Origin of the sequence: Chitinibacter tainanensis DSM 15459, assembly GCF_000429785.1 — a bacterium.
Taxonomy (GTDB): domain Bacteria; phylum Pseudomonadota; class Gammaproteobacteria; order Burkholderiales; family Chitinibacteraceae; genus Chitinibacter; species Chitinibacter tainanensis.
Window position 1 is genome coordinate 126,810 of the sequence record NZ_KE386952.1, and the last position, 21,762, is coordinate 148,571.

Genomic DNA, 21,762 nt, shown 5'->3' on the forward strand with positions numbered 1-21,762 from the left:
CGCACCACAAGCGCGGCCCACCAGCCCGGGATAGATCCATGCATACCAACCGCCCCTTCCCTACCACTCGCCTGCGCAGGATGCGCCGGGATGATTTTTCCCGCCGCCTGATGCGTGAAAACGCCCTCACTGCCAGCGACCTGATCCTGCCCGTTTTTGTCTTGGATGGTCGTGATCGCGTCGAAGATATTCCTTCCATGCCGGGCGTACAGCGCATGAGTATCGATCGGCTGCTGGATGTGGCAGCAGAGGCGGTTAAGCTGGGTATCCCCGCGCTGGCTTTGTTTCCGGTGATCGAGCCACAACTGAAAACGCTGGATGCGCGCGAAGCGTGGAATCAGCGTGGCTTGGTGCCGCGCACGGTGGAAGCATTGAAAATGCGTTTTCCCGAGCTGGGCATCATTACCGATGTGGCGCTCGACCCATACACCACACACGGGCAAGACGGCATTATTGATGAACATGGCTATGTGCTGAACGACGAAACCATCGCTGCGCTGGTCAAACAAGCCGCCAGCCACGCTGCCGCCGGCGCCGATATTGTCGCACCATCGGACATGATGGATGGCCGCGTCGGTGCCATTCGCGCCGCGCTTGATCGCGACAATCACATTCACACCCGCATCCTCGCCTACTCGGCCAAATACGCCAGTGCCTTTTATGGCCCGTTCCGCGATGCGGTCGGCTCGGCCGGTAATCTGGGCAAGGGCAATAAATACACCTATCAAATGGACCCGGCCAATAGCAACGAAGCGCTGCACGAAGTCAGCCTCGATCTGGCCGAAGGCGCAGATATGGTGATGGTGAAACCGGGCATGCCTTATCTGGATATCGTACGGCGCGTCAAAGACGAATTCGCCGCACCAACGTTCGTGTATCAGGTATCCGGCGAATACGCGATGCTGAAAGCCGCCGCGCAAAATGGCTGGCTGGATGAAAAAGCGGTGGTCATGGAAAGCCTGCTCGCGTTCAAACGCGCCGGCGCCGATGCCATCCTGACTTATTACGCGCTCGATGCCGCGAAATGGCTGCAGGACTAACACTGCCCTTGATGCATTTGGCATAGCCGCCAGCGCTGGTTTAGACTGGCGGCTCTTCTTTTCGCATTGCATCAAACCCATGCGCACTCTCTTTGCTACCTTGCTGCTCACAATGAACTGCTTGCTCGCGCTGCCGAGCGTGGCGGTCGAGCCATTTACTGCCGAGCAGCAACTAGAGTTAGAGCGCATCAAGCACGATGTACAGCTCACCAACCTGCAAGTTGAGACCCTCAAGCAAAACCAGCTAGCCGAACTGGAAAACCAGAAGAACTGGTTTGAAACCAGCCGCAAATCCATCGATTGGTGGGAATCGCATTTGTCGGTACTAACTGGCGCGATTGGTTTATTTCTGGGGGTGTTTGGTTTGCTGATTCCGTTTTTGGTCGATCGGCAGCGACAGAGTAAATTCGACGCCAAAATGGCGGAAATGGAAGCGCAGAAAAAACGGCTAAGTGATCTGCTGGCCGGGGTATCGGGTGATATTGATAATCTGAATCTGCAAGTGGCCAAAGCGGCAGAAAACGCGGCCCTGATTGATGAAATCACTCATAAAGCTAGCGAGCTGCACAGCCTTACCGAACAAAACGCGCAGCAAGCCTGGCAAATCCTGCAAGACCTAGCCGCCCGGCGCCACGCCCCTTAGTTTTCTAACGGTCAGTGCGCTGTGTTTTCCAGATCACAGCGCCGCAAGCCAATCTTGCCTTTACCCATCCGATTGCGGATATTGATCACGGCGCCCACGCGCCAGACCAGCAAGCAATGCTGGCAAATCAATAACATACAAGGATGGAATGACCATGAAAACTGCAGCACTCGTGCTGAATCTCAGCGCGGCCATGCTGGCCTCTGCCAGCTGGGCCTGTACACCACCACCCCCTGTAGCCGCACCGGCCCTGCCGGCCGGACTCGATGGCCGCCTACCAGTCACCTACCCGGATAAAGACCCTAATTATCCATATAAGCCTCCGATTACCAATGGCAGCTGCCCCGCGCAAGTGGAGCGCTACGGCCAGACCGGCCAGCCCCCATCGCTGACCGATGGTGAAACTGACCGAGTGTATGGCAATAGTAATCCCACCGCCCCAACCTGGGATGCGGGCAAGGTTTACAACACTGGCGATCTGGTGAGTCTGGATGGTGCAATCTACAAGGCCAAATGGTGGACGCAAAACGAGAAACCCGGCCAAGCCTGGGGCGCATGGGAAATACAAGCCGCGCAATCTGGCCCGCAATTGTGGAGCGCCAGCAAAGCCTATCAGGGCAGCGAGCAAGCCGTGTTTAATGGTCGGCTGTATCAGGCCCGCTGGTGGACCCAAAACAATCCACCCGACCAAGCTGGCAGCCCTTGGGAAGATAAAGGGGCCGCGCCCACTTTGCGCCAGCGCCCGCCACAATTTAGCAGCCGCATCGAGCAGCAGGCAGATCAAACACTGCGGGTGAGTGTAAACGCCGGCTCGTATATTTACCCGATCAGCTTTGCCTACATCGCCACGGCCAGCTGCACCGCGCAGCTTGAAACCCGCAATCAGCGCCCACCCGAAATGGTGCCACCCAGCATCGAGCGCTGGGAAGTGCGTATCGATGGCAAAGTCGTAGCCAGCCAGAGCGGTCCCCAAATGATGTATGTGCCCGCCCCCATGCCGCCTGCACCGCCGGTGATTCCCCGCAACGCCGATGGTAGCTGCAGCGTCGCGGCCGGCACCGTCGTAGCCCAATTCAACAGCTCGGCTGGCGGCGTGCTGCAAGGCTACGCCACCATTGCCCCAAGCCAAGCGGCGGGCAACTATGTAAGCGTTTGGCTGTGCAATGGCGATATTTGTCGCCCCAGCACCTTGCTGGCGAAATACAAATTTGGCCAAAACGTCTGGCCCTAAGCTAGCGCAATAACGCCATTGAAAACCCCGCGTCCAGCGGGGTTTTTACTAATGGGGTGTTACCGATCACATGCTAAAGCATTCAATGGCTTGACAAGGCCACTCCCGATTGACGCCATTAGCGACAGCTAATACAGTGCCCAGATGAAATTGGCTTATGCAAAACTTTCAATTTATCTGGCCTTGCTGTTGGCGAGCCCAGCTACATTGGCGATCGAGATCACCCTCGCCAATGGGGAATGGCCGCCGATCCTGGGGGAAAAACTCCCCGGTTACGGCTATGGTAGCCAGATTGTCAGTCGCGCCTTTGCCTTGCAGGGCATTACCGTGAATTACGAATTCATGCCATGGCGACGAGCGCTGGAAGAAACCCGGGGCGGGCGCTTTCATGGCACGCTGCTCTGGACCAGCACCCCCGAGCGCCGCACCGATTTTTACTACAGCCTGCCCGTCTATCGCAGCCAAACGGTGCTGTTTTACCATCGCCAACAACCGGTGAGCTGGCGCGATCCCGAATCATTGCGTCATAGCCGAGTGGGCATGAGCAATGGTTATTTCTACGGGCCACGCTGGCGCAGCCTGCAACAGCAGCAATGGTTTCAGGTGGATCAGGCCAATAATGATGCGCAAAGCTTGGCCAAGCTGTATGCCGGACGCATTGCCGCCTTTCCTTGCGAAGAAGTGGTCTGTGATTATCTGATTGGCACCACCTTGCCACCGCAGGCGCGCTTTAGCCTGCTGTATGACCCCAACCCGGTGCACAGCGAAAACCTGCATTTGCTGATCAGCAAGAAAATTCCGCAGGGCGATTGGTTGGTCAAGCAGTTTGACCGAGGTCTGCAGCGCATGCGGCAAACGGGCGAGCTCACGCGGCTGCTGGCGCAGGCCAAGCTGCAGCGTTAAACCGCGTCTTCCCACGTGGCATATACCGCCGCCTGCCCGCAGGGCTGGCCTTGCTCATCCAGCAAATTCCACACTGTGACATCTTTAATCCAAAAGCGCCGGCCTGAGCGGGCAATCCGCAAGCCACGGTAGCCACTGGCATAGCCCTGTTGCGCCACGCTGGCGAGCAAGGCAGCGCGCTCTTCGCGATTGGGCGCTTCTGCCGAAAGGCGCGAAGGCAACCCGATCAGCTCAGCGGCCGTATATTCAAAGCAATCCAGCGCGGTTTGATTGGCATACACAAAGCACGGGTCGGCAGTGCCATCGTGGGCCAGCAGGCAAAATGGCGCCTGTTGCAACACGGCTGCAGCTTCGGCATCGCTCAAGGCCGGATCCACCAGCGGACGCCCCAGTAAGTGCTGATGGCTACGCCGCATACGGGCAATCCAGGGCAGTTGTTGGGCAATATCTTGCGGCATCAGGCGCTCCAGCAGGCGAAAGCCGGCATTATACCGCCCGCGGCAACTTGACATTACCGGTCAGGCTGGGCAGATTGAAGCTTTATCTGGCCCAAGCCCTTACTCAGCAGCTACCGCGGCCACATTGGAGCTAGCCATGCGCTATTGGCTCATGAAATCCGAACCTGATGATGTCTCCATCGATGATCTCGCCGCCCGACATACGGTGGGGTGGTATGGCGTGCGGAACTATCAGGCACGTAACTTTATGCGAGATACCCAGCAGATTGGTGATGGTGTCTTGTTTTATCATTCCTCCTGCGCCGAGCCAGGCATCGCCGGTTTTGCCCGTGTGTGCAGCGCGCCCTACCCCGACCCGACCCAGTTTGACCCGCAGTCAAAATACTACGACCCAAAATCCACCCCAGCACAGCCGCGCTGGCAGCAGGTGGACGTGGCCTTTGTCCGCAAAACCCGCTTATTACCTTTAAGCGAAATGCGCCAGCACCCGCCGCTGGCCGAGATGGTGGTGCTGCAAAAAGGCTCACGTCTGTCCATTACGCCTGTCACCGCGGCCGAGTGGGCCTATTTGCAGGAATTATTAGCATGACCGTGATTATTCTGGCCTGCCTCAGCGTGGGTTTGCTGGCCGGCTTTCTGGCCGGCCTGTTGGGCGTTGGCGGTGGCTTGGTGATTGTGCCGGCTTTGCTGGCGGTATTTAAGCTCGTGGGCGTCTTGCCGGCACATCAGCAGCATCTGGCGCTGGGCACCAGCTTGGCCACCATTGTGTTTACCGGCATCGCCAGCGTGCGTGCTCATCACGCCAAAGGCGCGGTACGCTGGGATGTGGTGCGGCGCATCACCCCAGGCATTTTGCTGGGCACCTTTGCTGGCGCACAGATTGCCGGGTTTATTTCCACCCGCGCATTGCAATGGATTTTTGTGGCATTTGCCTATTTTGTGGCCGCGCAAATGCTGCTGAATTGGCAAACCAAGCCCAGCCGCCAGCTACCCGGCCAAGCGGGCTTGCTGAGCATGGGCGGCTTAATCGGTGTGCTTTCCAGCTGGGTGGGGATTGGCGGGGGGTCGCTGTCGGTGCCGTTTATGAATGCCTGCAATGTGCCGGTTAAAACCGCCATCGCCACTTCATCGGCCATCGGCGTACCCATCGCGGTAGCGGGCGCTATCGGCTACATCGTCAGTGGCTGGGGTATAGCCGGCTTACCTAGCTATAGTCTGGGTTTCATCTATATACCCGCCCTGATTGGCATTGTATTGGCGAGCTTCCCAATGGCCAAGCTCGGTGCAGCGGCGGCTCATCGCTTGCCCGTGCCCGTGCTGAAAAAAATCTTTGCCGCACTGCTGATTATCTTGGCCAGCAAAATGCTCTGGGGCTTGTTGCCATGAGGCGCCACCTCGGTCTCGTCTGCGCCGCACTGCTCATCAGCCAGCCCGCCTGCGCGAATCCTGAGCTAAGCCCGGCCTGCCGCAGCGCCTTGCTAGCTCTGCAGCAGCGCATCACGCAAGACAGCGCCACGCTAAGCCAAGCGGAACTCGAAACCAGCCAAGAAGCCGATCAACTGCGCCTCAATTGCGCAGAAGGCCCTAGCGCTTATCAAGAGCCGATTGGCCAGCTGGCACGCCGGCTACTGCCGCCGCCCCCTGCGCCAGGGCCGTGGATCGGCCCCGCCACCGAAACGGCGCTCACGCTAGCGATGCTGATTACCCTTATCCTCACCACCCAAGGTGCTGTTAGCATTCAGAGTGGTGGCGACTCCCTCTTTATTGGTCAACCTCGTTGAGATTCGCGATGAAAGCTTTGTCTATCACTGCAGTGTGTGCCCTGCTTTTCAGTGCCTGCAGCCACGCCGGCGATTACCGCTTTGTAGAACAACTACGGATGCCGGATAACCACAGCACGGTAGTCGTCGCCGAAGGTGAGCACGAGCCGCGCAGCATGGGTAGCTACAGTATTCGCCTGTACGGCGGACAAAACCCGGATTTCCCGCTTGATGATTATCAGGCTGGCCTTATCATCGCCCGCGATGGTCAGGTGGAGCGCCTGCTCAATACCGATGCCGATGGCGATGGTACCGGCGAAGTGGTGGTGGTAACGCGCAGTGCTGGCAGCGGAGGCTATCTGCATGCCGATCTATTTAGCTGGCAAAACCGCCAGCTCAAACTGCTGTTGCAACTGAGCGACCTTCCCCCCAAAGCAGACCCGCTGATCGAAATTAAACGGGTTGTGCGCAAGAAGTGAAGCCAAGCGTCAATGCAGCTTACCTATTTTTAATTGCGGTTTGGTCCACTACCGCCTTAGGCATCAAGTGGGGCGTACAAGGGCTGCCGTTTACGCTGGCGCTGGCCGGCCGTTTTGTGCTGGCGGCAGTGTTGATGCTGGGCTGGCTGGCATGGCGCCGCCAAAGTCTGCCACTGGCAGCTCCATACCGGCGAGCCTATTGGATCGCGGGGCTGGCCACCGCCTGCTCGATGTGTTGCTCTTTCTGGGCCGCGCAGGCCGTGTCTTCGGGACTGATCGCAATTATTTTTGGTTTATCGCCGCTGGCGACCGCGATTTTCGCCAGCCGCTGGCTGGGCAGCCAGCTTGATCGCCGCGAATGGCTGGCGATTGCGCTGGGCCTAGCAGGCCTGTTGATTATTTTTGCCCGCCAGCTGCATTGGCAAGCCGATGGCGGCTGGCGCTTACTGGCGCTCTGTGTGGCAATGGCCTTGCAATCGGGCGCGGCCGTGTTGCTCAAACGCTTTGCCAGCGGGCTCTCGCCGTGGTTGGTGAATGCTGGCGCACTACAAATTGCGGCGCTGACCACGCTGCTGTTTTGGTTGCTCGCAGGGGCGCCGTGGGTCAGCCACTGGCCCTGGCGAACCACCGTGGCCTTGATTTACCTCGCCGCAGTGGGCTCGGTGCTGGGTTTTAGTCTGTATTACTGGCTGATCCGCGAGTGTCGGCCAATGAGTGTTGCGCTCATCGCACTGATTACGCCAGCCAGCTCACTGTGGTTGGGGCACGCCTTGAATGCAGAAACCCTGCAAAGCCATGAGTTCATCGGCACCGCCTGCATCATGCTCGGGCTGGCCGTGCATGTTTGGGCCAGCCGTCGCGAAATGCCGACAAATCAGCCCAGCTAATCCAGCCCAATACCCCGGCAGGTATAACCCCAACCAGCTTAGCTAATAATCGCTTCGAGCCAATACCCCATAGGCATATCGCATTAAGCACGCACGACATCCGCAGCAACCGCGGGGAGCTGATAAGCGGTAGGGACAGAGTGTAGGTTTTTCGCCAGACTCGTAGTCAAATATTGCGAGCTACATCACAGTTTGCTTATATAAAAAGACGGAGTTTGCGAGGCGAAAGCGATGGAATCACTGGTCTACAGCAAAACCCCTGCCGGACAACAAGAACTACAAACGCGCAGCGGGAAAATCAGCCAAAAAGAACGGCAGCTATTGTTCATGATTGATGGGCAGCGCAGCTCGGCCATGCTAGTGGCAATGTTGCCGGGGCAAGAGGTGCTACTCAATCTGAAAAACCTGCATGATGCCGGTTTTATCAGCCGTGACACCCCACAAAAGCCACTGGAAGAAATTCGTTTTTCCGGGCCAAGCACGATCGCGCCGCCACCGCCACGCAATCAGCAACGGCAAATCGATGAAGCCCGCAAAATTATCCTGTCGGTCTGCCATGAATTTCTGGGCCAAAGCTGGGAAGACAAACTAGCCAGCCAATTAGCCAGCGTGCGCCGCGCCGAAGAGCTCACGCCCATTGTGGAGCAATGGGCCGAAGCGCTGCGCCGCTCGGGTCACCGTGGCGCTGCCTTCAATGGCGAAAAAGCCATTGAAGTGCTGTTTAAAGCCACGACTTAAACCGCCAGCGCCGGCGCCTGCCGGATTAAACGCGCCAAGGTGGCAACGCCGGCCTCTATTTGCGCCAGCGTGCTATGGCTGAAATTTAGCCGTAGTGCCGCTGGTGCGCTGGTCTGTGCATAAAATGGCTGCCCCGGCATCACGGCCAAGCCCTGCGCCAAACCTTGCTGCATTAGCGCGAGCGCATCGATGGTTCGACGCAAGCTTAACCAGAAAAACAAGCCCCCCGCCGGGCATTCCCACTCTGCCTCATCCGCCAACTCACGTTGCAGCGCCGCCTGCATCGCATCGCGCTTGGCGCGATACACTGGCAGTACCTGTTCCAAATGCGCTTGCAGCGCACCTGTGGCCAGCACCTGCGTCACAATGCCTTGGCTTAAGCGATTGCTATGCAAATCGGCAGCCTGTTTCAACCGGGTAAGCGGTGTGAGCAAATCCGGATGGGCAATCAAATAGCCCAAACGCAGCCCAGGCGCCAGCGTTTTGGAAAACGAACCTTGATACACCCAGCGCGCGGAACGCAAACCGGCAACCAGTGGCGCGGGTGGCGTGCCATCAAACGCCAGATCTCGATACGGGTCGTCTTCAAATACCGGCATACCGGCCTGATCAAATGCAGCAGCCAGCGCAGCGCGACGCTCGGCCGGATAGCACAAGCCAGTTGGGTTTTGAAACGTAGGAATCAAATACGCAAACTCGGCCTGCTCGGCCTTGACTGCCGCGGGCAGTAGACCGGCCGCATCCCCCGCTCCCGGCTGCATATCAGCGCCAAACAGCTCAAACACCTGCAAGGCGGCCAGATAGGTCGGCGATTCACACAAAATGCGCGTGCCTTCGCTCACCCAAAGCTTGGCCACCAGATCAATTCCCTGCTGGGAGCCATTCAAAATCAAGACTTGCTCTGCGGAGCAATCAAGGCCCATGTGGCGCGCACGCTCAGCCACCAATGCCCGTAATTGCGGCTCGCCTTCGGAAGGACCATACTGCAAAAGTTGAGGAGACAGCTGCAGCTGCGTCCAGTCTGGCGAATACAAGGTTTCAGTCGCAGGCAAACCGCCGGCAAAAGAAATCATGCCGGGGCTTTGGGCCGCAGCCAGAATCTCGCGCACCAGCGATGGTCGTAAGCGGGTAATGCGTGGGGCAAACATCGGCGTCTCCGGCAAATTAGGTCAACATACATGACCTATATTACTGCATTCAGGAGATACGTCAACATGCCGGACCACGCCGCTCATCAGTCACTGCAACACACTGAATTTGAACTCAATTGCGCACTTGAGCTGCTGTTTTATGGCTACAAGGGCTTTACCGCCCAGCCCGATGCCGTTTTGGCTGATTTAGGCCTTTCGCGCGTGCATCACCGGATTCTGTATTTTGTGGGCCGCCAAGGTGGGCTCTCGGTGAATCAGCTGTTGCATAAACTTGGCGTATCCAAACAGGCGCTCAATTTGCCGCTACGGCAACTGATTGAGCAGGACCTGATCACCACCAGTCCTTCCGAGATTGATAAACGGGTGAAATGCCTGGCGCTCACCGACAAAGGCACCGAGCTGGAAGAGCGCCTATCCGGCTCACAGCGAGTGGTACTGGATGCGGTGTTTGCCGAATGCGGCCCCGCCGCCGAAGCGGGCTTTAAACAGGTATTGGGGCTTTTGGCCAAGAAAACGCGGAGCTAAGCATGTTATTGGCTTTACTGCTGATACTGGCCTGCTTGGGCTTGGCTTATGCTGAGCTCTTTCATCGCGCGCGACGACTCGTGCAGCAGTACTATCCGGAATTCGAGCTGGAAAACGAGCGCGAGCTGCGCCAGCAACACTTTGACGACCCACGGCTACTCATGGGGCAATTTAATAGCAGTGTCTCGGCCATTCATGGCTTTGTATTTTCCCGCGCCTCGCGCCACGCCATTCCAGCGCAGCAGCAATGGGTTTTTCTCGCGCTGAACTGGATTATCGCCAGCATGGTGCTGGATCTACTCTTGCTATATCTGTGGGCCTTTACCCATTAACGCTGCGCTTGATCCGCCGCGCCCAAGTAAGGGGTCAGTGCGGTAAGTAGCCGCTGAGTAGCCCCACGATGTGCCTGGCTAAATGCAAGGCCGGCCTGGCCCATCGCCTGCAGTCGCGAGGCATCGGCCAGTACGGCTAAAGCTTGCTGGCATACCACAGCAGCATCTTGGCCTTGCCAAGCCGCACCTGCGGCAATCGCCTCAGCGGACGCTTGAGCGAAGTTAAATGTGGAAGGCCCCAACAGCACCGGGCAAGCGCAGGCGGCGGCCTCAATCAGATTCTGGCTGCCAAATTTAAGCAGTGACCCACCCATGATGGTGACATCGGCCGCGCTGTACCAAGCCACCATTTCCCCCATGCTATCGCCAAGGATCACTTGTGCGCGGGTTGGCTCACCTTGCCATTGACTGCGGCGCACATAGTGCAAGCCCTGCGCATCCAGCAGGGCCGCGACACTATCAAAGCGCTGCGGATGGCGCGGCACAATAATCAATAAGGTATCCGCAGCAAGTGGACCCAGGCCTTGCAACACCAGGGTTTCTTCCCCATCGCGGCTGGAGGCCAACAGGATAATTTTACGCGCCAAGGTGTTTTTCCACGCCTGGCCACGCGCGATTAGTAATGGGTCAATCTGATTGTCGAACTTAACATTTCCCATCACTTGCACATTCACCGCGCCCATTTGCTGCAAGCGCGCAGCATCCGCGGGCGATTGCGCCAAGACTGCGGCAAATTTGGGCATCACCGCACGAAATAGCGATGCCATTTTTAAATAACCTGCCAGCGATTTTTGCGAAAGACGAGCATTCGCCAGCACCAGCGGCACGCCGGCGCGCTGGCATTGCTCGATACAATGGGGCCAGATTTCGGTGTCGATAATGAGGCCTAAACGCGGCTGAAACGCCGCCAGAAACCGCGCCACAGCTGAGGGATAGTCATAAGGTAAAAACACCACCTGGGCATTGATACCCGATGCGGGGCCGAATAATTCGTGTGCAGTTGCTCGCCCTGTGGGGGTCATGCAACTGAGTAAAATCGGGCTATCCGGGTAACGCTGGTGCAGTGCCTGTACCACTGGCTGTGAGGCGCGCATCTCACCGACGGAAACAGCATGCACCCAAATCGGCCGGGTATCTGCTCGAAAGCCTTTCTTGATCATGCTTTTTGAGTAATACCCCAGCCGCTCAGCCCAGTACAGCCGATATGCCGGCTGCTTGCGCGCGCGCTTGAGCAGATACAGCCAGATGAGTGGGAAAACCAGATACAGCGCCAGCCGGTAACAGCCCGCCGCCAGCCAGCCGCGCATTAGCGCTGCCACCCAGCCAGCACGGCTTGCCACACCGCATCCACCGTCGGAGCAGCTCCGCTCTGGCCCAAATTCACGGCATAGCTAGCCGCCAGTACTCCGGTAAGCGCGGGATCGGATGCACAAAAAATGGCGACCGTCGGCACAGCCACCGCCGCCGCCAGATGGGCCAAGCCTGTATCCACCCCAACCACAATACACGCCCTCGCCAACAAGGCTGCCGCGTCGGTCAGGGTAAGTTTCGGCGCCACCATGGCCCCGGGCAAGGCAGCGGCAATGCGCTCGGCCCGCTCACGCTCGGCCGCACTGCCCCACGGCAAAACGGGGCGAACGCCAGCCGCCAACAGCCGCTGCCCCAGCACAATCCAATTGGCTTCGGGCCATTCTTTATCCGCCCGGCTCGTCGCGGTGAGGCAAACGCAATAATCCCCGGCTGCTAGCCAAGTGAGCTCGCGCGGCGGCACGCGCAGGCCGTAGTCCAACGCCCCCGCTTGCGGGTAATTTAACGCCGCCGCAGTAAGCTGACGATTACGCTCGATCGCATGCTGGGTTTTGCTCACCGGATATTTACGGCAGTAGGCGAGGCTAGCCAGCGGCTCGCGGATCGAATGCCGGTCAAACCCAGCCACCGGGCCACAAGCCTGCCGCGCAATCGCCGCGCTTTTGATCAGCCCTTGCGCATCCACCACCACATCGTAGCGGCAAGCGCGCAGCTCGGTTTTGAATTGCTGCCACTCAGCCCGTGTTTGGCTCGCCAGCGGGGTTTTGCGCCAGCGGCGCAAGGCCACCGGAATCACCCGCCGGATCGCCGGATGCAGCTGCGGCAACTCGGCAAAACCTTCTTCCACCACCCAGTCGATCTGAGCATGTGGGTAGGCGCGGGCCAGATCGGTAATGGCGGGCAATTGGTGAATCACATCGCCCATCGACGACATGCGCACGATCAGAATACGTGCAGAGCTGGGTTTAATAGTCATGGGACTATTTTACTGCCAAACCCGCCCGCTGGGCGCATCTGGGCTGACAAAAGCCATATGCCCACAGCATGAATCGGCCGCGCGAAAATCAGCGCGCCTGCTAGGATGAAGGATCATGACCCTGCTGCTGGAGTTGGCCATGTGGCTACTCATCTTGCTGGCCGCCTGCGCGGTGATTATTTGGCAATGGCAAATGCTGCGCCGTTTGCGCCATGCACTGGCCAGCCATCGGCTGACCGACGAACTTACCGGGCTGTTGCAACGGCGGCATTTTCTGCAGCTGGCCGAGCATGAGCTCAATCGGGCGCAGCGCGCCAGTCAAGCCACCTCGGCGTTGCTAATCGATCTGGATCACTGTGCCAAAATCAATCATCGCTTTGGTCATCAGGCTGGGGATTTAGCCTTGCAGCACGTCGCAGATGCCATCCGGGCCTCAATTCGGGATTTTGATCTCGCCGCCCGCTTTTCCGGCGAAGAAATCGTGGTCCTGCTGCCCAACACTCCAGCGCCAGGTGCGCAAATCGTGGCCGAGCGGATCCGGCAAAAAGTCAAAGCCAGCAGCTTTAATCTGCCTGATGGTATCGCGCTGACCGTCTCGGTCACCATGGGCCTCGCCACGCAGCAATCAGAAACCGCCGGCATCGAAGACCTGCTGCTCGCCGCCGATTCAGCCCTGCAACAAGCGATGCAACAAGGCATCGACCGCATCGCGATTTATCAGGAGCAAGCTGCGGTCGTGGTGTAATTGACCATTGCCCTTCCTATCGCGAGCGGCTAAAGTCGGGCTTTCTTGCCCGAACTTGACACTGACATGGCTCAACCGAATTCCACGCTCGCGGCCGCCGCACGCGAACGCCAAACCCAACTCACCAAACCAGCCGGTAGTCTGGGGCAACTGGAAGACCTCGCCATCTGGCTCGCCGCGCGTTTGCCCGCGCCAACACCGAATCGTCTCAAGCCCGCCGTAGCCATTTTTGCCGCCGACCACGGGGTGGCGGCCGAAGGCGTGTCGGCCTTTCCCGCCGAAGTCACAGCGCAAATGGTGGTGAATTTCCTGACCGGTGGCGCAGCCATCAGTGTACTGGCCAATTTGCATCAGATTAGCCTCGCAATTATCGACGTTGGCGTAGCCAGCCCCTATCCGGTGCCGAGCAATCCGCGCGCCAAATTATTCCGCGCGCCCATCGCGGCGGGCACGGCCAATCTGCGCCACACCGCAGCCATGACCGACCAGCAATGCCAAACAGCCTTTCAAGGCGGCTTCGGCTGCGCCGAAGAGATGATCCGCAATGGTAAAACCCTACTGATCGGTGGTGAAATGGGCATCGCCAACACCACCGCCGCCGCGGCGCTTATTTGTGCCCTCACCGGGTATAGCCCGGCAGACATTGTGGGCCGTGGCACCGGGATCAATACCCAGCAACACGAGCTCAAAATCGCCGTGGTGAGCGATGCCTTAGCCCGCGCCAAAGCGGCCGGCGCCAATAGCGCGATGGATTGGCTGCGCGAAGTAGGCGGGCTGGAAATCGCCGCGCTGGCCGGCTTTTACACCGCCGCCGCTGAGCTGGGCGTTCCCGCCTTGGTAGATGGCTTTATTACCACCGCCGCCGCGCTGGTGGCCGTGAAGGCCAATCCAGCCGTGGCCGACTGGTTGCTGGCCAGCCATGCCTCGCAGGAACAAGGCCACCGCTTAGCCTTGGCCGCACTGGGCTTGCAACCGCTGGTTGATCTAGGCATGCGCTTGGGCGAAGCCAGCGGTGCGGCCGTTTGCGTACCGCTGCTGCAAAGTGCGCTGGCCTTGCACACCGAAATGGCCACGTTTGCCGAAGCCGGCGTCGCCGCGGCGAATCTGAGCTAATGCCGTTCCGTCTCACACTCATCCGTCACGGCGAAGCCGTTGGCGCCAGCAACGCGATTTTCGGCCACAGCAACCCGCCGCTATCGCCGCTGGGGCTTGCACAACTACAAGCGCGCTGGCGCGGGCTCACCAGCCAACCCATTGATGCCATCGCCAGCTCCACGCTCGCCCGTTGCGCGGATTTTGCCTTCGATGCCGCACAGGCGCTGGGTCTGCCTTTGCAGCTCGAAGCTGGCTTTCGCGAAATACACCTAGGGAGTATCGACGGCAAACCCAAATCAGAATGGACTTCTGAAGACCATACCCACTGGGATAACTGGCAGCGCGATCCGGCCGAATTTCCTTTGCCGGGTGGCGAAGACTGGCTGGCGTTTCAGCGCCGCGTGTTGGGTGCGTTGAGCCAATGGGTCAGCCAAGGCGAGGCCGAACATCGCGTGATCATCGCGCATCAAGGCACCATCAAGGCGATTATGCTGTTTGCACTGGGCCTGCCGGCCAACCGCCATCAGCAGTTCTGGCTCGCACCCGGCGGCGCGGTGAGCTTGTGGTGGGATGAAGTCTATCCACCACTGCTGCTGGAATGGTCAAACACCTTGCCCGATGTGGAGCAGGCTGGATGAAGTTGGGATTTGATTGGCGCTATCCAGTGCTGGCCGTGCAATTTCTTACCCGCTTGCCCACGCCAACCATCCGCGACTTCGAGCCACGCCTGCTGGCCGGGGCGGTGGGCTGGTTTCCTGCGGTCGGCCTCTTACTCGGTGCCTTGCTACTGGGTTTGGCCGCGCTGCTACAGAGTGAAACACAGCTGGCCGCAGCGCTGATCCTGCTCGCGTGGGTATGGCTCACCGGTGCGCTACATCTGGATGGTTTGGCAGATATGGCCGATGGCCTCGGCGCGGCTCACCGCGATCCGGCCCGATTTCTAGCCGTGCTCAAAGACCCGCATCTGGGCAGCTTTGGCGTCGTTACGCTGATTCTGCAGTTATTGGTCAAATGGGTTGCCCTGACTTGGCTAGTGAGCCATAGCGCACTGTGGGCGCTATTGCTGATTCCAGCCTGGGCACGCAGCGGCGTATTTACCTGGCAAACACTGCCAGCGCTGGCGCCGGGCATGGCCGAGCAATTTGCCTGGGCCCAGCGCCCATGGCTGGCCCGACTGTGGTGGCTCAGCTTATTGGGGCTGAGCGCTTGGCTTGCACCGGCGCTCTTGCTGGCCCCGCTGCTGATCTGGCTGTATCGCTATTGGTTGCTTCAGCGTTTGGGCGGAGTCACCGGCGATTGCTTGGGGGCAGGCATCGAATTGCTGGAAACCGGCCTCTTACTGGCTTTGCCACTCTTGAGCTTGCTTGGCAAATTGGCGCTGAATTAAGGATAATCGGATTTTTGATTCCGCTAGGCGCCACAGCATGAAGATCGTTCGGGTACTCGAAGTCTGGGAAAAAGGCATGGAAGGTGGTTTTGTCGGCCATTTACCCTTGGCGCCGGAGCTGGATGTGGCCTTTTTGTTTCAGCTGTTTGCGGCCGAACAAGATAAGCCCGATCCAGAGATGAAGCTCTCTTATCTGCTGGATGAGTCGCGCCTAGAAGCGCTGCGCCCGTTTGTGAGCGCGGAGGTTGATTTTAGCCAGTTTGACTATATCCTCAGCGCCCACGGCGTACCGGATTACGAATAAGCAGCTGGGTATATCCCTGTGGGCCTTACTTAACAAGACCCGCAAGGCAATACCCATGCAGGACATTATTCGTCCTGATAAAACTGTAGCGCCACCGAGTTGATACAATAGCGCTCACCCGTGGGCTCAGGGCCATCAGGAAACACATGCCCCAGATGGGCATCGCAACGCGCACAGCGTACCTCTTCACGCACCATTCCATGGCTGGTATCCCGATGACGCTCGGTCGCGCCGGGCTCGGCTTCGGCCCAGAAGCTTGGCCAGCCACAGCCGGCATCAAACTTGGTTCCCGATTTAAACAACAGGCTATCGCAGCAAATGCAGTGATAATCGCCCGCAGCACTCACCCGATACAGCTCGCCACTAAATGGCCGCTCGGTGCCGGCTTCGCGGGTTACATAAAAACTCTCTGCGCTCAGTTGTGCGCGCCATTCGGCCGGGGTTTTGCGAATTTTGTCCATCATGCGACTCCGAAAGAGGATGCGCGCAGTTTACCCAGCATAGCGCTGCCGACTCAACTCCAGCCGCAAGCCCAGCTCGATATTTGTGAGTGGTTTCAGAAAGGTGCGAGTGAGTTTACGCTCGGCCTGCTTTTGAAACAGGCTCAGTTGCTGGGCATGCGCGGCCTCAAGGTGGCGCAAAGCGCCGGCATAATCGCCCTGCTCAGCGCACAGCCCCTCTAGCAGCTGATGGGCTTCCTGCCCCATGGCAAAGCCGCGAATTTGTTCCCCCAGCTGCAAGCATAGCTCCAGCGATTGCCGGGCCGGCAACAGCCGCTGCTGACGCACATACAGCTTGCCCAGTATCAGCGCCGCATAGGCGCGGCACCACAGCCCGCCATGCTGCTGCGCCAACACCCGCGCCAGTTGCAAATGCTCATCGGCGGCGCCCAGCTCATCGTGGTCGAGGTGAATCAGCCCGGTGTAGATGTGGTATTCGGCTTGGGTTTCCAGATGCGGACGCTGACGCAAATTATCGTGCAACCGCCCGAGCAAACCGCGCATTTCCTCATACAAACTGCGCCGGTAGCAGGTGGCAATCAGGGCCAAGAGGCAATCGGCCAACAGCGAAAGGTCATCCACCTGCTCGGCCAATAGCAACGCCCGACGCTGGTATTCGAGCGAGATATCCAGCTGCCCATACACCAGACAAACCTGCGCGATGCCCGAATAACCCCGAATAAAGGCGCGATGGTCTTCCGCCTCAATCGCCGTTTGCAGTGCCTGCAGCCAGACATCGAGCGCCCGCATGTATTCGCCCTGCAGCAACTGGCTTTGCGCTTGCCAGTGCAAGGTTTGCGCGAGCAAGCCCCAATTGCGCAGCTGCCGAGCGATCAAACCCGCCTCGCGAAAATCCCGAAAGGCCGCCGCCGGCTGTTCGCCCAGATCGATTAGATATTCGCCGCGATACAACAGAGCCAAAGCCTGGCCATAGGCAAAATTCAGCAACTGCGCCTGCCGAATCGCAGCATCCATTAGGCTGGGCTGCTTTTCCCGCAGCATCAGTGCCTGCTGGCCTGCAAGCCAGCGTACAAATTCGTCTTGAGTCATGTATACGACTCCACGCGATTACGGCCATGATGCTTGGCCTGATAGAGCGCCTGATCGGCATGCTGCTGCAAATCATCCAGCGCGACTTCATCCAAGCATTCGGCCACCCCCAGGCTACACGTGACCTTGAGCCCAGGCTGCACCTGACTCCAATCGTATTGCTGAATACGCAGCCGAATTCGCTCAGCGACTTCTACCGCAGTGGCGCCTGGCGCCCCCGGCAACAAGAGGATGAACTCCTCCCCGCCATAGCGCGCCACTAAATCACCACCACGGCAACCGGCCAGCATAATCAAGGCACTGATTTTGAGAACTTCATCGCCGACCGCATGACCGTAGGTGTCGTTGATTTGTTTGAAATAATCCAGATCCAGCATCAATACCGAGAGAGGGCGGCTGTCTTCCAGACAACGTTGAAACAAGGCCGGGCCTTCCTGATCCAGCAGGCGCCGATTGCCAATACCGGTGAGCGGGTCTTGCATCGAGACATGCCGCAGGGTATTGAGCAACTCGCTATCGGCGGTGGTTTGCTGGCGCAACATGACATTTTCTTGCCGGGTTTGCAGCACCATCAGCTGGGTATCAAGCTCGCGGATCCGGCGCTCGAGCGCGGTATTGAGCTTATCTTTGGCTAATTGCTGTGCATTGCGAATCGCCAATTCATGGTATTTGCGCCGGCTTTCCCAGGCCATCTTGGGGTTATCCATCCGCTGCCCCAACTCTGCTAGCAAGCCATACACGCGTAGATACATAGTCAGCGAGCCAAACTGATCGATTTTTCCCAGCGCGAGGTGCAGATGATGTTGCGCAGCGGCATAGTCCGCCAAGGCCAGATGCACTTCACCCAGATTGATCAGGCTATGTGATTGGCTCCATAAATAGCTAGTTTGCTGATTAATCTGCCAGGCCTGCTGCATATAGGCGAGCGCTTCTGGCCCACGCTGCATGGCGAGCAAGGCTTGGCCACGATAGCTATACCAATCAGCGAGCCAAGCCTGATGCTGGCTTTGCCTGAGCGCGGCCTCACCCCGATAAGATAAATTGAGGACCAGCTCGTATTCATGCAGCTGATTCAAATCAGCGATGACGTGCAGGTAGCACTCGGCCAGCAATTCGGAATCATCCACTCGCTCGGCAAACTGCAAGGCCAGCTCATGCCAGCGCAGCGCTTCACCATGCTGTTGATGCGAGAAATACACATTGCCTATCCCTAGGCAGGCGGGCGAGTACAGCTCATGGGCATGCAGGTGCATCGCCTGTTGCAAACTGGCAATCCAGCTTTTAAGCGCGGGGCCATACTCGCTGGCCGAGAAATGCAGCCGCGCGCGGGCATGCTCATATTCGGCCGTGAGGCGCGGCGATTTAATCTGCCGCGAGAGCGTTTCTAGGCGCGCAATCGCGGCATGCCCCGCGGGCAAATTACCCAGCGCCCAAAAACTGCGCGCGCGCCATAGCTGGGCCTGTGCCTCTTGCTCAACCAGCTGCTGAGCTTGCGCAAGCTGCACCACCTCATCCAGCAAAGTGATGCTGCGAGCGCAATCCGGCACATACCAGCGCAAGGCTTCGGTCAGCAGGTGTTCCAGTTGCTCGGGCGTGACGACAGGCACACTCATGATTAATCGCCAGAGAGACAGACTCTTAATATAGTCGGTGGCTGAATATAAAGGAAAAAGCCCTGCTAAGCAGGGCTTTTTGTTGCACATGAGTGCTTCAGCGGGAAAGTCCTAATGCAGATTACCGGCCTGCAAGAACTGCCGGATCAAGCCTAGCAGTTCATCCTCTTGGTACGGTTTGCCCAGATAAGCATTCACCCCCAGATCAAAGGCATACTTCTTGTGCTTCTCGGCCGTACGCGAAGTAATCATGATGATGGGGATTTCACGCGTGTCTTCTGCTACACGCACGTTCCGGGTCAGCTCAAAACCATCCATCCGCGGCATTTCAATATCCACCAGCATCACTGCCGGTTTCACATCATGCAGTTGCTGCAAAGCGTCCACACCGTCTTTCGCCGTAACCACCTGGAAGCCCTCACGCGCCAACAAGCGACCGGTAATCTTGCGCACGGTCAGTGAGTCATCCACCACCATCACCACCGGAGCGGTAGACAGCTGCTCAGGCATGCTACTACGCGCGGCCTGCGTCGGCGCGGCACTGCCCTGCTGCTGCACGATGCTCACGATTTGGCTAGATTGCTCAAGCAGTGCCAGCGGATTCATGATCAGCACGATCTCACCGGTACCCAGCACGCTAGCCCCAACTACGCCCGGAATCCGTGCCAACTGTGGCCCGATTGGCTTCACCACCACCTCTTGGTTTTTCACCAACTCGTCGATGTGCAACGCAATGCGTCCAGCCCCTGAGCGCAACAACACCACCGTTGAGTAGCGTTTCTGCTCTGGTACTGCCTGCAAATCGCCCAGCAAACGCGGCAGGTAAGCAAAGCGGTAACGCTGCCCCAACCATTCTTGTGCTTGGTTTTTATACAGGCCAGCCAGCGCTTCTTGCTTAAGCTCTTGCACCTGCTCCACCATCACCGATGGAATCGCGATCAGGCGCTCGCCACTTTTCACCAACAAGACTTGCGCTACCGCCAAGGTGAGCGGCAGATGAATGATAAAGGTAGTGCCTTGGCCAGCGATGGTGGTGACATCGATTTTACCGCCGAGGTTGGACACCTCGTTTTTCACCACATCCATCCCGATCCCGCGGCCAGACAGCTGCGTCACATTCGCCGCCGTCGAGAAGCCTGGCTCGAAAATCAGTTGGCAGACATCGGCATCCGAAACATTCTGCTCCGCAGTAATCAGACCTTTATCCAGCCCTTTTTGCCGAATTCGCGCGACATCGAGGCCGCGGCCATCGTCTTTCAACTGCAGCACCAGCTCATTGCCCTCTTGGCGCACTTCTAGCTGGATTTCACCAAACTCGGGTTTACCCGCCGCCAGCCGTTGCTCGCTGGTTTCCAGGCCATGGTCAATCGCGTTACGCAGCATATGCTCAAACGGCGAAATCATTTTATCCAGTACGCCGCGGTCGATATCCACGCGGCCGCCTTTGATCTCCAGATTGACCTTCTTGCCCACCTCTTTACCGGCTTGGCGGGTCAAGCGATACAGCCGTTCGGACACGCTGGAGAACGGTACCATCCGTACCCGCATCAGACTTTGCTGCAGCTCTTTGGTCATCCGCGACTGCGCCAGCAAGGCCGCCGAAGACTCATCCAAGTTTTTCAACAGATGCTGCTGCACCGTCGCTACGTCGTTCACCGACTCAGCCATAAAGCGAGTCAGCTCTTGCAAGCGGCTAAAGCGGTCAAATTCGAGTGGATCAAATTCACGATGCTGATCTTGTACTTCTTTTTCCCGCGCCAGCATCTGAGTTTCGGCCTGAATTTCCAGCTCGCGTAACTGCCCGCGCAGACGCGCCACGTTCTCCGTCAGATCAACCAGCGACGATTTGAGCGTCACCATTTCCGACTCAATCCGCGTCCGCGAAATCGCCACCTCACCGGCCTGATTCACCAACTGGTCAATCAGCTCCGATTTCACCCGGATCACGGTTTTATTTTCCGGATCGGCCGCGGCCAGCAGTTTTGGCATCACTGGGGCAACCGGAGTTTCCACGGCTGCAGCCGCAGCATTAGCCGGCTTGCTCAGCTCAGCAAATAGGGCCAGCAGCGTATCGTAATCGGCTTCTAAGCGCGCCTGCAGCGTTGGATCGTTCGGCTGGCTTTCCAAGAGCCGAGATTCCATGATGTGGGCTGCTTCACCCATCCGCATTGCACCGCTCATTCGCGCGCTACCTTTCACGGTATGCAGCGTGCGTTTTAGATTTTTCAGCAGCGGCTCGGCGTCTTCAGCGCTTGGCAGCTGGCGGATATCTTCGCCAATCTGCGGCAGCAATTCTTCCGACTCTTCAATAAAGATCGGCAGCAATTGCGGATCAATATCGTCATTCAGACTGGCATCCAGCTCCAGCGCTTGCGCTGGCTTCGCTTCTTCGGCGACCAACAGCTGGTTGATTGGCGAAGCCGCCATGGCCACGGCTGGCACCGCAGTGGTCAACGCATCCAGCAGTCCACTAGGGGCATCGGCTGTGAGCGCGGGCGGCAATTCAGCCGGCTCGTCTGCAGCGACAAAATCTGCCAGATCTTCGCTGCTTGCTCCATCCAGAAGCAGTAACTCGGCTTCGGCTTCGGCTTCGGCTTCGGCTTCGGCTTCGGCTTCGGCTTCGGCTTCGGCTTCGGC

The 21,762-nt window shown here is 58.4% G+C and carries 26 protein-coding genes; 17 read left to right on the forward strand and 9 right to left on the reverse strand.

From position 1 onward, the window contains the following. The first annotated feature begins 38 nt into the window (after positions 1 to 38). The gene (gene hemB, locus G482_RS0112935) at positions 39 to 1,040 is read left to right on the forward strand and encodes a porphobilinogen synthase (protein ID WP_028450378.1); all 1,002 of its coding nucleotides are present in this window, start codon (positions 39 to 41) and stop codon (positions 1,038 to 1,040) included. Positions 1,041 to 1,119: 79 nt separating this feature from the next. After that, the gene (locus G482_RS0112940) at positions 1,120 to 1,683 is read left to right on the forward strand and encodes a hypothetical protein (protein ID WP_028450379.1); all 564 of its coding nucleotides are present in this window, start codon (positions 1,120 to 1,122) and stop codon (positions 1,681 to 1,683) included. 11 nt (positions 1,684 to 1,694) lie between these two features. Here the strand turns inward: G482_RS0112940 and G482_RS20855 are convergent, their stop codons facing one another. Beyond that, positions 1,695 to 1,820: a hypothetical protein gene (locus tag G482_RS20855; protein WP_273431169.1), complete on the reverse strand. Its 126-nt coding sequence runs from the start codon at positions 1,818 to 1,820 to the stop codon at positions 1,695 to 1,697. A 17-nt stretch (positions 1,821 to 1,837) separates the two neighbouring features. On the opposite strand from G482_RS20855, the gene G482_RS20440 reads away from it, so the two are divergent. Next, positions 1,838 to 2,914 carry a carbohydrate-binding protein gene (locus G482_RS20440; protein WP_034619734.1) on the forward strand — a complete coding sequence of 359 codons (1,077 nt, stop codon included), beginning with the start codon at positions 1,838 to 1,840 and terminating at the stop codon, positions 2,912 to 2,914. A 144-nt stretch (positions 2,915 to 3,058) separates the two neighbouring features. After that, positions 3,059 to 3,817, forward strand: coding sequence for a substrate-binding periplasmic protein (locus G482_RS0112955; protein ID WP_028450381.1), 759 nt, complete (start codon positions 3,059 to 3,061; stop codon positions 3,815 to 3,817). On the opposite strand, the gene G482_RS0112960 is transcribed toward G482_RS0112955, so the two are convergent. Then, positions 3,814 to 4,275 carry an MEKHLA domain-containing protein gene (locus G482_RS0112960; RefSeq protein ID WP_051259073.1) on the reverse strand — a complete coding sequence of 154 codons (462 nt, stop codon included), beginning with the start codon at positions 4,273 to 4,275 and terminating at the stop codon, positions 3,814 to 3,816. The two genes, G482_RS0112955 and G482_RS0112960, sit on opposite strands and share 4 nt — an antisense overlap. A 136-nt stretch (positions 4,276 to 4,411) precedes the next feature. Here G482_RS0112960 and G482_RS0112965 point away from each other — a divergent pair, with 136 nt between their 5' ends. The 6 genes from G482_RS0112965 (at position 4,412) to G482_RS19725 (ending at position 8,139) form a co-directional block, all read left to right on the forward strand. Then, entirely contained in the window at positions 4,412 to 4,864 is a 453-nt protein-coding gene (locus tag G482_RS0112965) for an EVE domain-containing protein (protein WP_028450383.1), read from the forward strand. Continuing rightward, complete coding sequence (locus tag G482_RS0112970; protein ID WP_028450384.1) at positions 4,861 to 5,661, forward strand: sulfite exporter TauE/SafE family protein; 801 nt, start codon at positions 4,861 to 4,863, stop codon at positions 5,659 to 5,661. The genes G482_RS0112965 and G482_RS0112970 overlap by 4 nt, the downstream gene beginning before the upstream one ends. Then, the gene (locus tag G482_RS0112975) at positions 5,658 to 6,056 is read left to right on the forward strand and encodes a hypothetical protein (RefSeq protein ID WP_028450385.1); all 399 of its coding nucleotides are present in this window, start codon (positions 5,658 to 5,660) and stop codon (positions 6,054 to 6,056) included. Before G482_RS0112970 ends, G482_RS0112975 begins: the two co-directional genes overlap by 4 nt. Before the next feature lie 8 nt (positions 6,057 to 6,064). Further along, positions 6,065 to 6,514 carry a PliI family lysozyme inhibitor of I-type lysozyme gene (locus tag G482_RS18660; protein ID WP_051259016.1) on the forward strand — a complete coding sequence of 150 codons (450 nt, stop codon included), beginning with the start codon at positions 6,065 to 6,067 and terminating at the stop codon, positions 6,512 to 6,514. Beyond that, positions 6,511 to 7,401, forward strand: a complete 891-nt coding sequence (locus tag G482_RS18665) for a DMT family transporter (protein WP_051259017.1) — start codon at positions 6,511 to 6,513, stop codon at positions 7,399 to 7,401. The genes G482_RS18660 and G482_RS18665 overlap by 4 nt, the downstream gene beginning before the upstream one ends. Positions 7,402 to 7,632: 231 nt before the next feature. Further along, positions 7,633 to 8,139, forward strand: coding sequence for a hypothetical protein (locus G482_RS19725; RefSeq protein WP_028450386.1), 507 nt, complete (start codon positions 7,633 to 7,635; stop codon positions 8,137 to 8,139). On the opposite strand, the gene G482_RS0112995 is transcribed toward G482_RS19725, so the two are convergent. Next, the gene (locus tag G482_RS0112995) at positions 8,136 to 9,287 is read right to left on the reverse strand and encodes an aminotransferase-like domain-containing protein (protein ID WP_028450387.1); all 1,152 of its coding nucleotides are present in this window, start codon (positions 9,285 to 9,287) and stop codon (positions 8,136 to 8,138) included. The genes G482_RS19725 and G482_RS0112995 overlap by 4 nt on opposite strands. Positions 9,288 to 9,353: 66 nt before the next feature. Between G482_RS0112995 and G482_RS0113000 the strand changes: the two genes are divergently transcribed. Then, a complete protein-coding gene (locus tag G482_RS0113000) occupies positions 9,354 to 9,815 on the forward strand; it encodes a MarR family winged helix-turn-helix transcriptional regulator (RefSeq protein ID WP_034619735.1) in 462 nt (153 codons plus the stop codon). 2 nt (positions 9,816 to 9,817) lie between these two features. Then, on the forward strand, positions 9,818 to 10,147 hold the full coding sequence (locus tag G482_RS0113005) for a hypothetical protein (protein ID WP_028450389.1): 330 nt from the start codon (positions 9,818 to 9,820) through the stop codon (positions 10,145 to 10,147). Here G482_RS0113005 and G482_RS0113010 read toward each other — a convergent pair. Together G482_RS0113010 and waaC are read right to left on the reverse strand one after the other, a co-directional pair. Next, positions 10,144 to 11,487, reverse strand: a complete 1,344-nt coding sequence (locus G482_RS0113010) for a 3-deoxy-D-manno-octulosonic acid transferase (RefSeq protein ID WP_245575291.1) — start codon at positions 11,485 to 11,487, stop codon at positions 10,144 to 10,146. The genes G482_RS0113005 and G482_RS0113010 overlap by 4 nt on opposite strands. Next, complete coding sequence (waaC, locus tag G482_RS0113015; RefSeq protein WP_084414681.1) at positions 11,454 to 12,431, reverse strand: lipopolysaccharide heptosyltransferase I; 978 nt, start codon at positions 12,429 to 12,431, stop codon at positions 11,454 to 11,456. The genes G482_RS0113010 and waaC overlap by 34 nt, the downstream gene beginning before the upstream one ends. A gap of 115 nt (positions 12,432 to 12,546) precedes the next feature. On the opposite strand from waaC, the gene G482_RS18675 reads away from it, so the two are divergent. From G482_RS18675 to G482_RS0113040, 5 genes are all read left to right on the forward strand, one after another. Continuing rightward, positions 12,547 to 13,176 (forward strand): GGDEF domain-containing protein, encoded by a 630-nt coding sequence (locus G482_RS18675; protein WP_051259018.1) that lies wholly within the window; start codon positions 12,547 to 12,549, stop codon positions 13,174 to 13,176. A gap of 66 nt (positions 13,177 to 13,242) precedes the next feature. Continuing rightward, positions 13,243 to 14,289, forward strand: a complete 1,047-nt coding sequence (cobT, locus tag G482_RS0113025; protein ID WP_028450392.1) for a nicotinate-nucleotide--dimethylbenzimidazole phosphoribosyltransferase — start codon at positions 13,243 to 13,245, stop codon at positions 14,287 to 14,289. Continuing rightward, positions 14,289 to 14,909: a histidine phosphatase family protein gene (locus G482_RS0113030; protein ID WP_028450393.1), complete on the forward strand. Its 621-nt coding sequence runs from the start codon at positions 14,289 to 14,291 to the stop codon at positions 14,907 to 14,909. Before cobT ends, G482_RS0113030 begins: the two co-directional genes overlap by 1 nt. After that, positions 14,906 to 15,658: an adenosylcobinamide-GDP ribazoletransferase gene (gene cobS / locus G482_RS0113035; RefSeq protein ID WP_028450394.1), complete on the forward strand. Its 753-nt coding sequence runs from the start codon at positions 14,906 to 14,908 to the stop codon at positions 15,656 to 15,658. The genes G482_RS0113030 and cobS overlap by 4 nt, the downstream gene beginning before the upstream one ends. A 37-nt stretch (positions 15,659 to 15,695) precedes the next feature. Continuing rightward, complete coding sequence (locus tag G482_RS0113040; protein WP_028450395.1) at positions 15,696 to 15,962, forward strand: DUF7683 domain-containing protein; 267 nt, start codon at positions 15,696 to 15,698, stop codon at positions 15,960 to 15,962. 65 nt (positions 15,963 to 16,027) lie between these two features. Here the strand turns inward: G482_RS0113040 and msrB are convergent, their stop codons facing one another. The 4 genes from msrB to G482_RS20445 form a co-directional block, all read right to left on the reverse strand. Next, on the reverse strand, positions 16,028 to 16,426 hold the full coding sequence (gene msrB, locus G482_RS0113045; protein WP_028450396.1) for a peptide-methionine (R)-S-oxide reductase MsrB: 399 nt from the start codon (positions 16,424 to 16,426) through the stop codon (positions 16,028 to 16,030). A 27-nt stretch (positions 16,427 to 16,453) separates the two neighbouring features. After that, a complete protein-coding gene (locus G482_RS0113050; protein ID WP_028450397.1) occupies positions 16,454 to 17,512 on the reverse strand; it encodes a hypothetical protein in 1,059 nt (352 codons plus the stop codon). After that, positions 17,509 to 19,125 (reverse strand): GGDEF domain-containing protein, encoded by a 1,617-nt coding sequence (locus tag G482_RS19730; RefSeq protein ID WP_028450398.1) that lies wholly within the window; start codon positions 19,123 to 19,125, stop codon positions 17,509 to 17,511. Before G482_RS19730 ends, G482_RS0113050 begins: the two co-directional genes overlap by 4 nt. A 111-nt stretch (positions 19,126 to 19,236) precedes the next feature. Beyond that, on the reverse strand, positions 19,237 to 21,762 hold a 2,526-nt coding region (locus G482_RS20445; protein ID WP_169721082.1), incomplete at its 5' end, for a hybrid sensor histidine kinase/response regulator.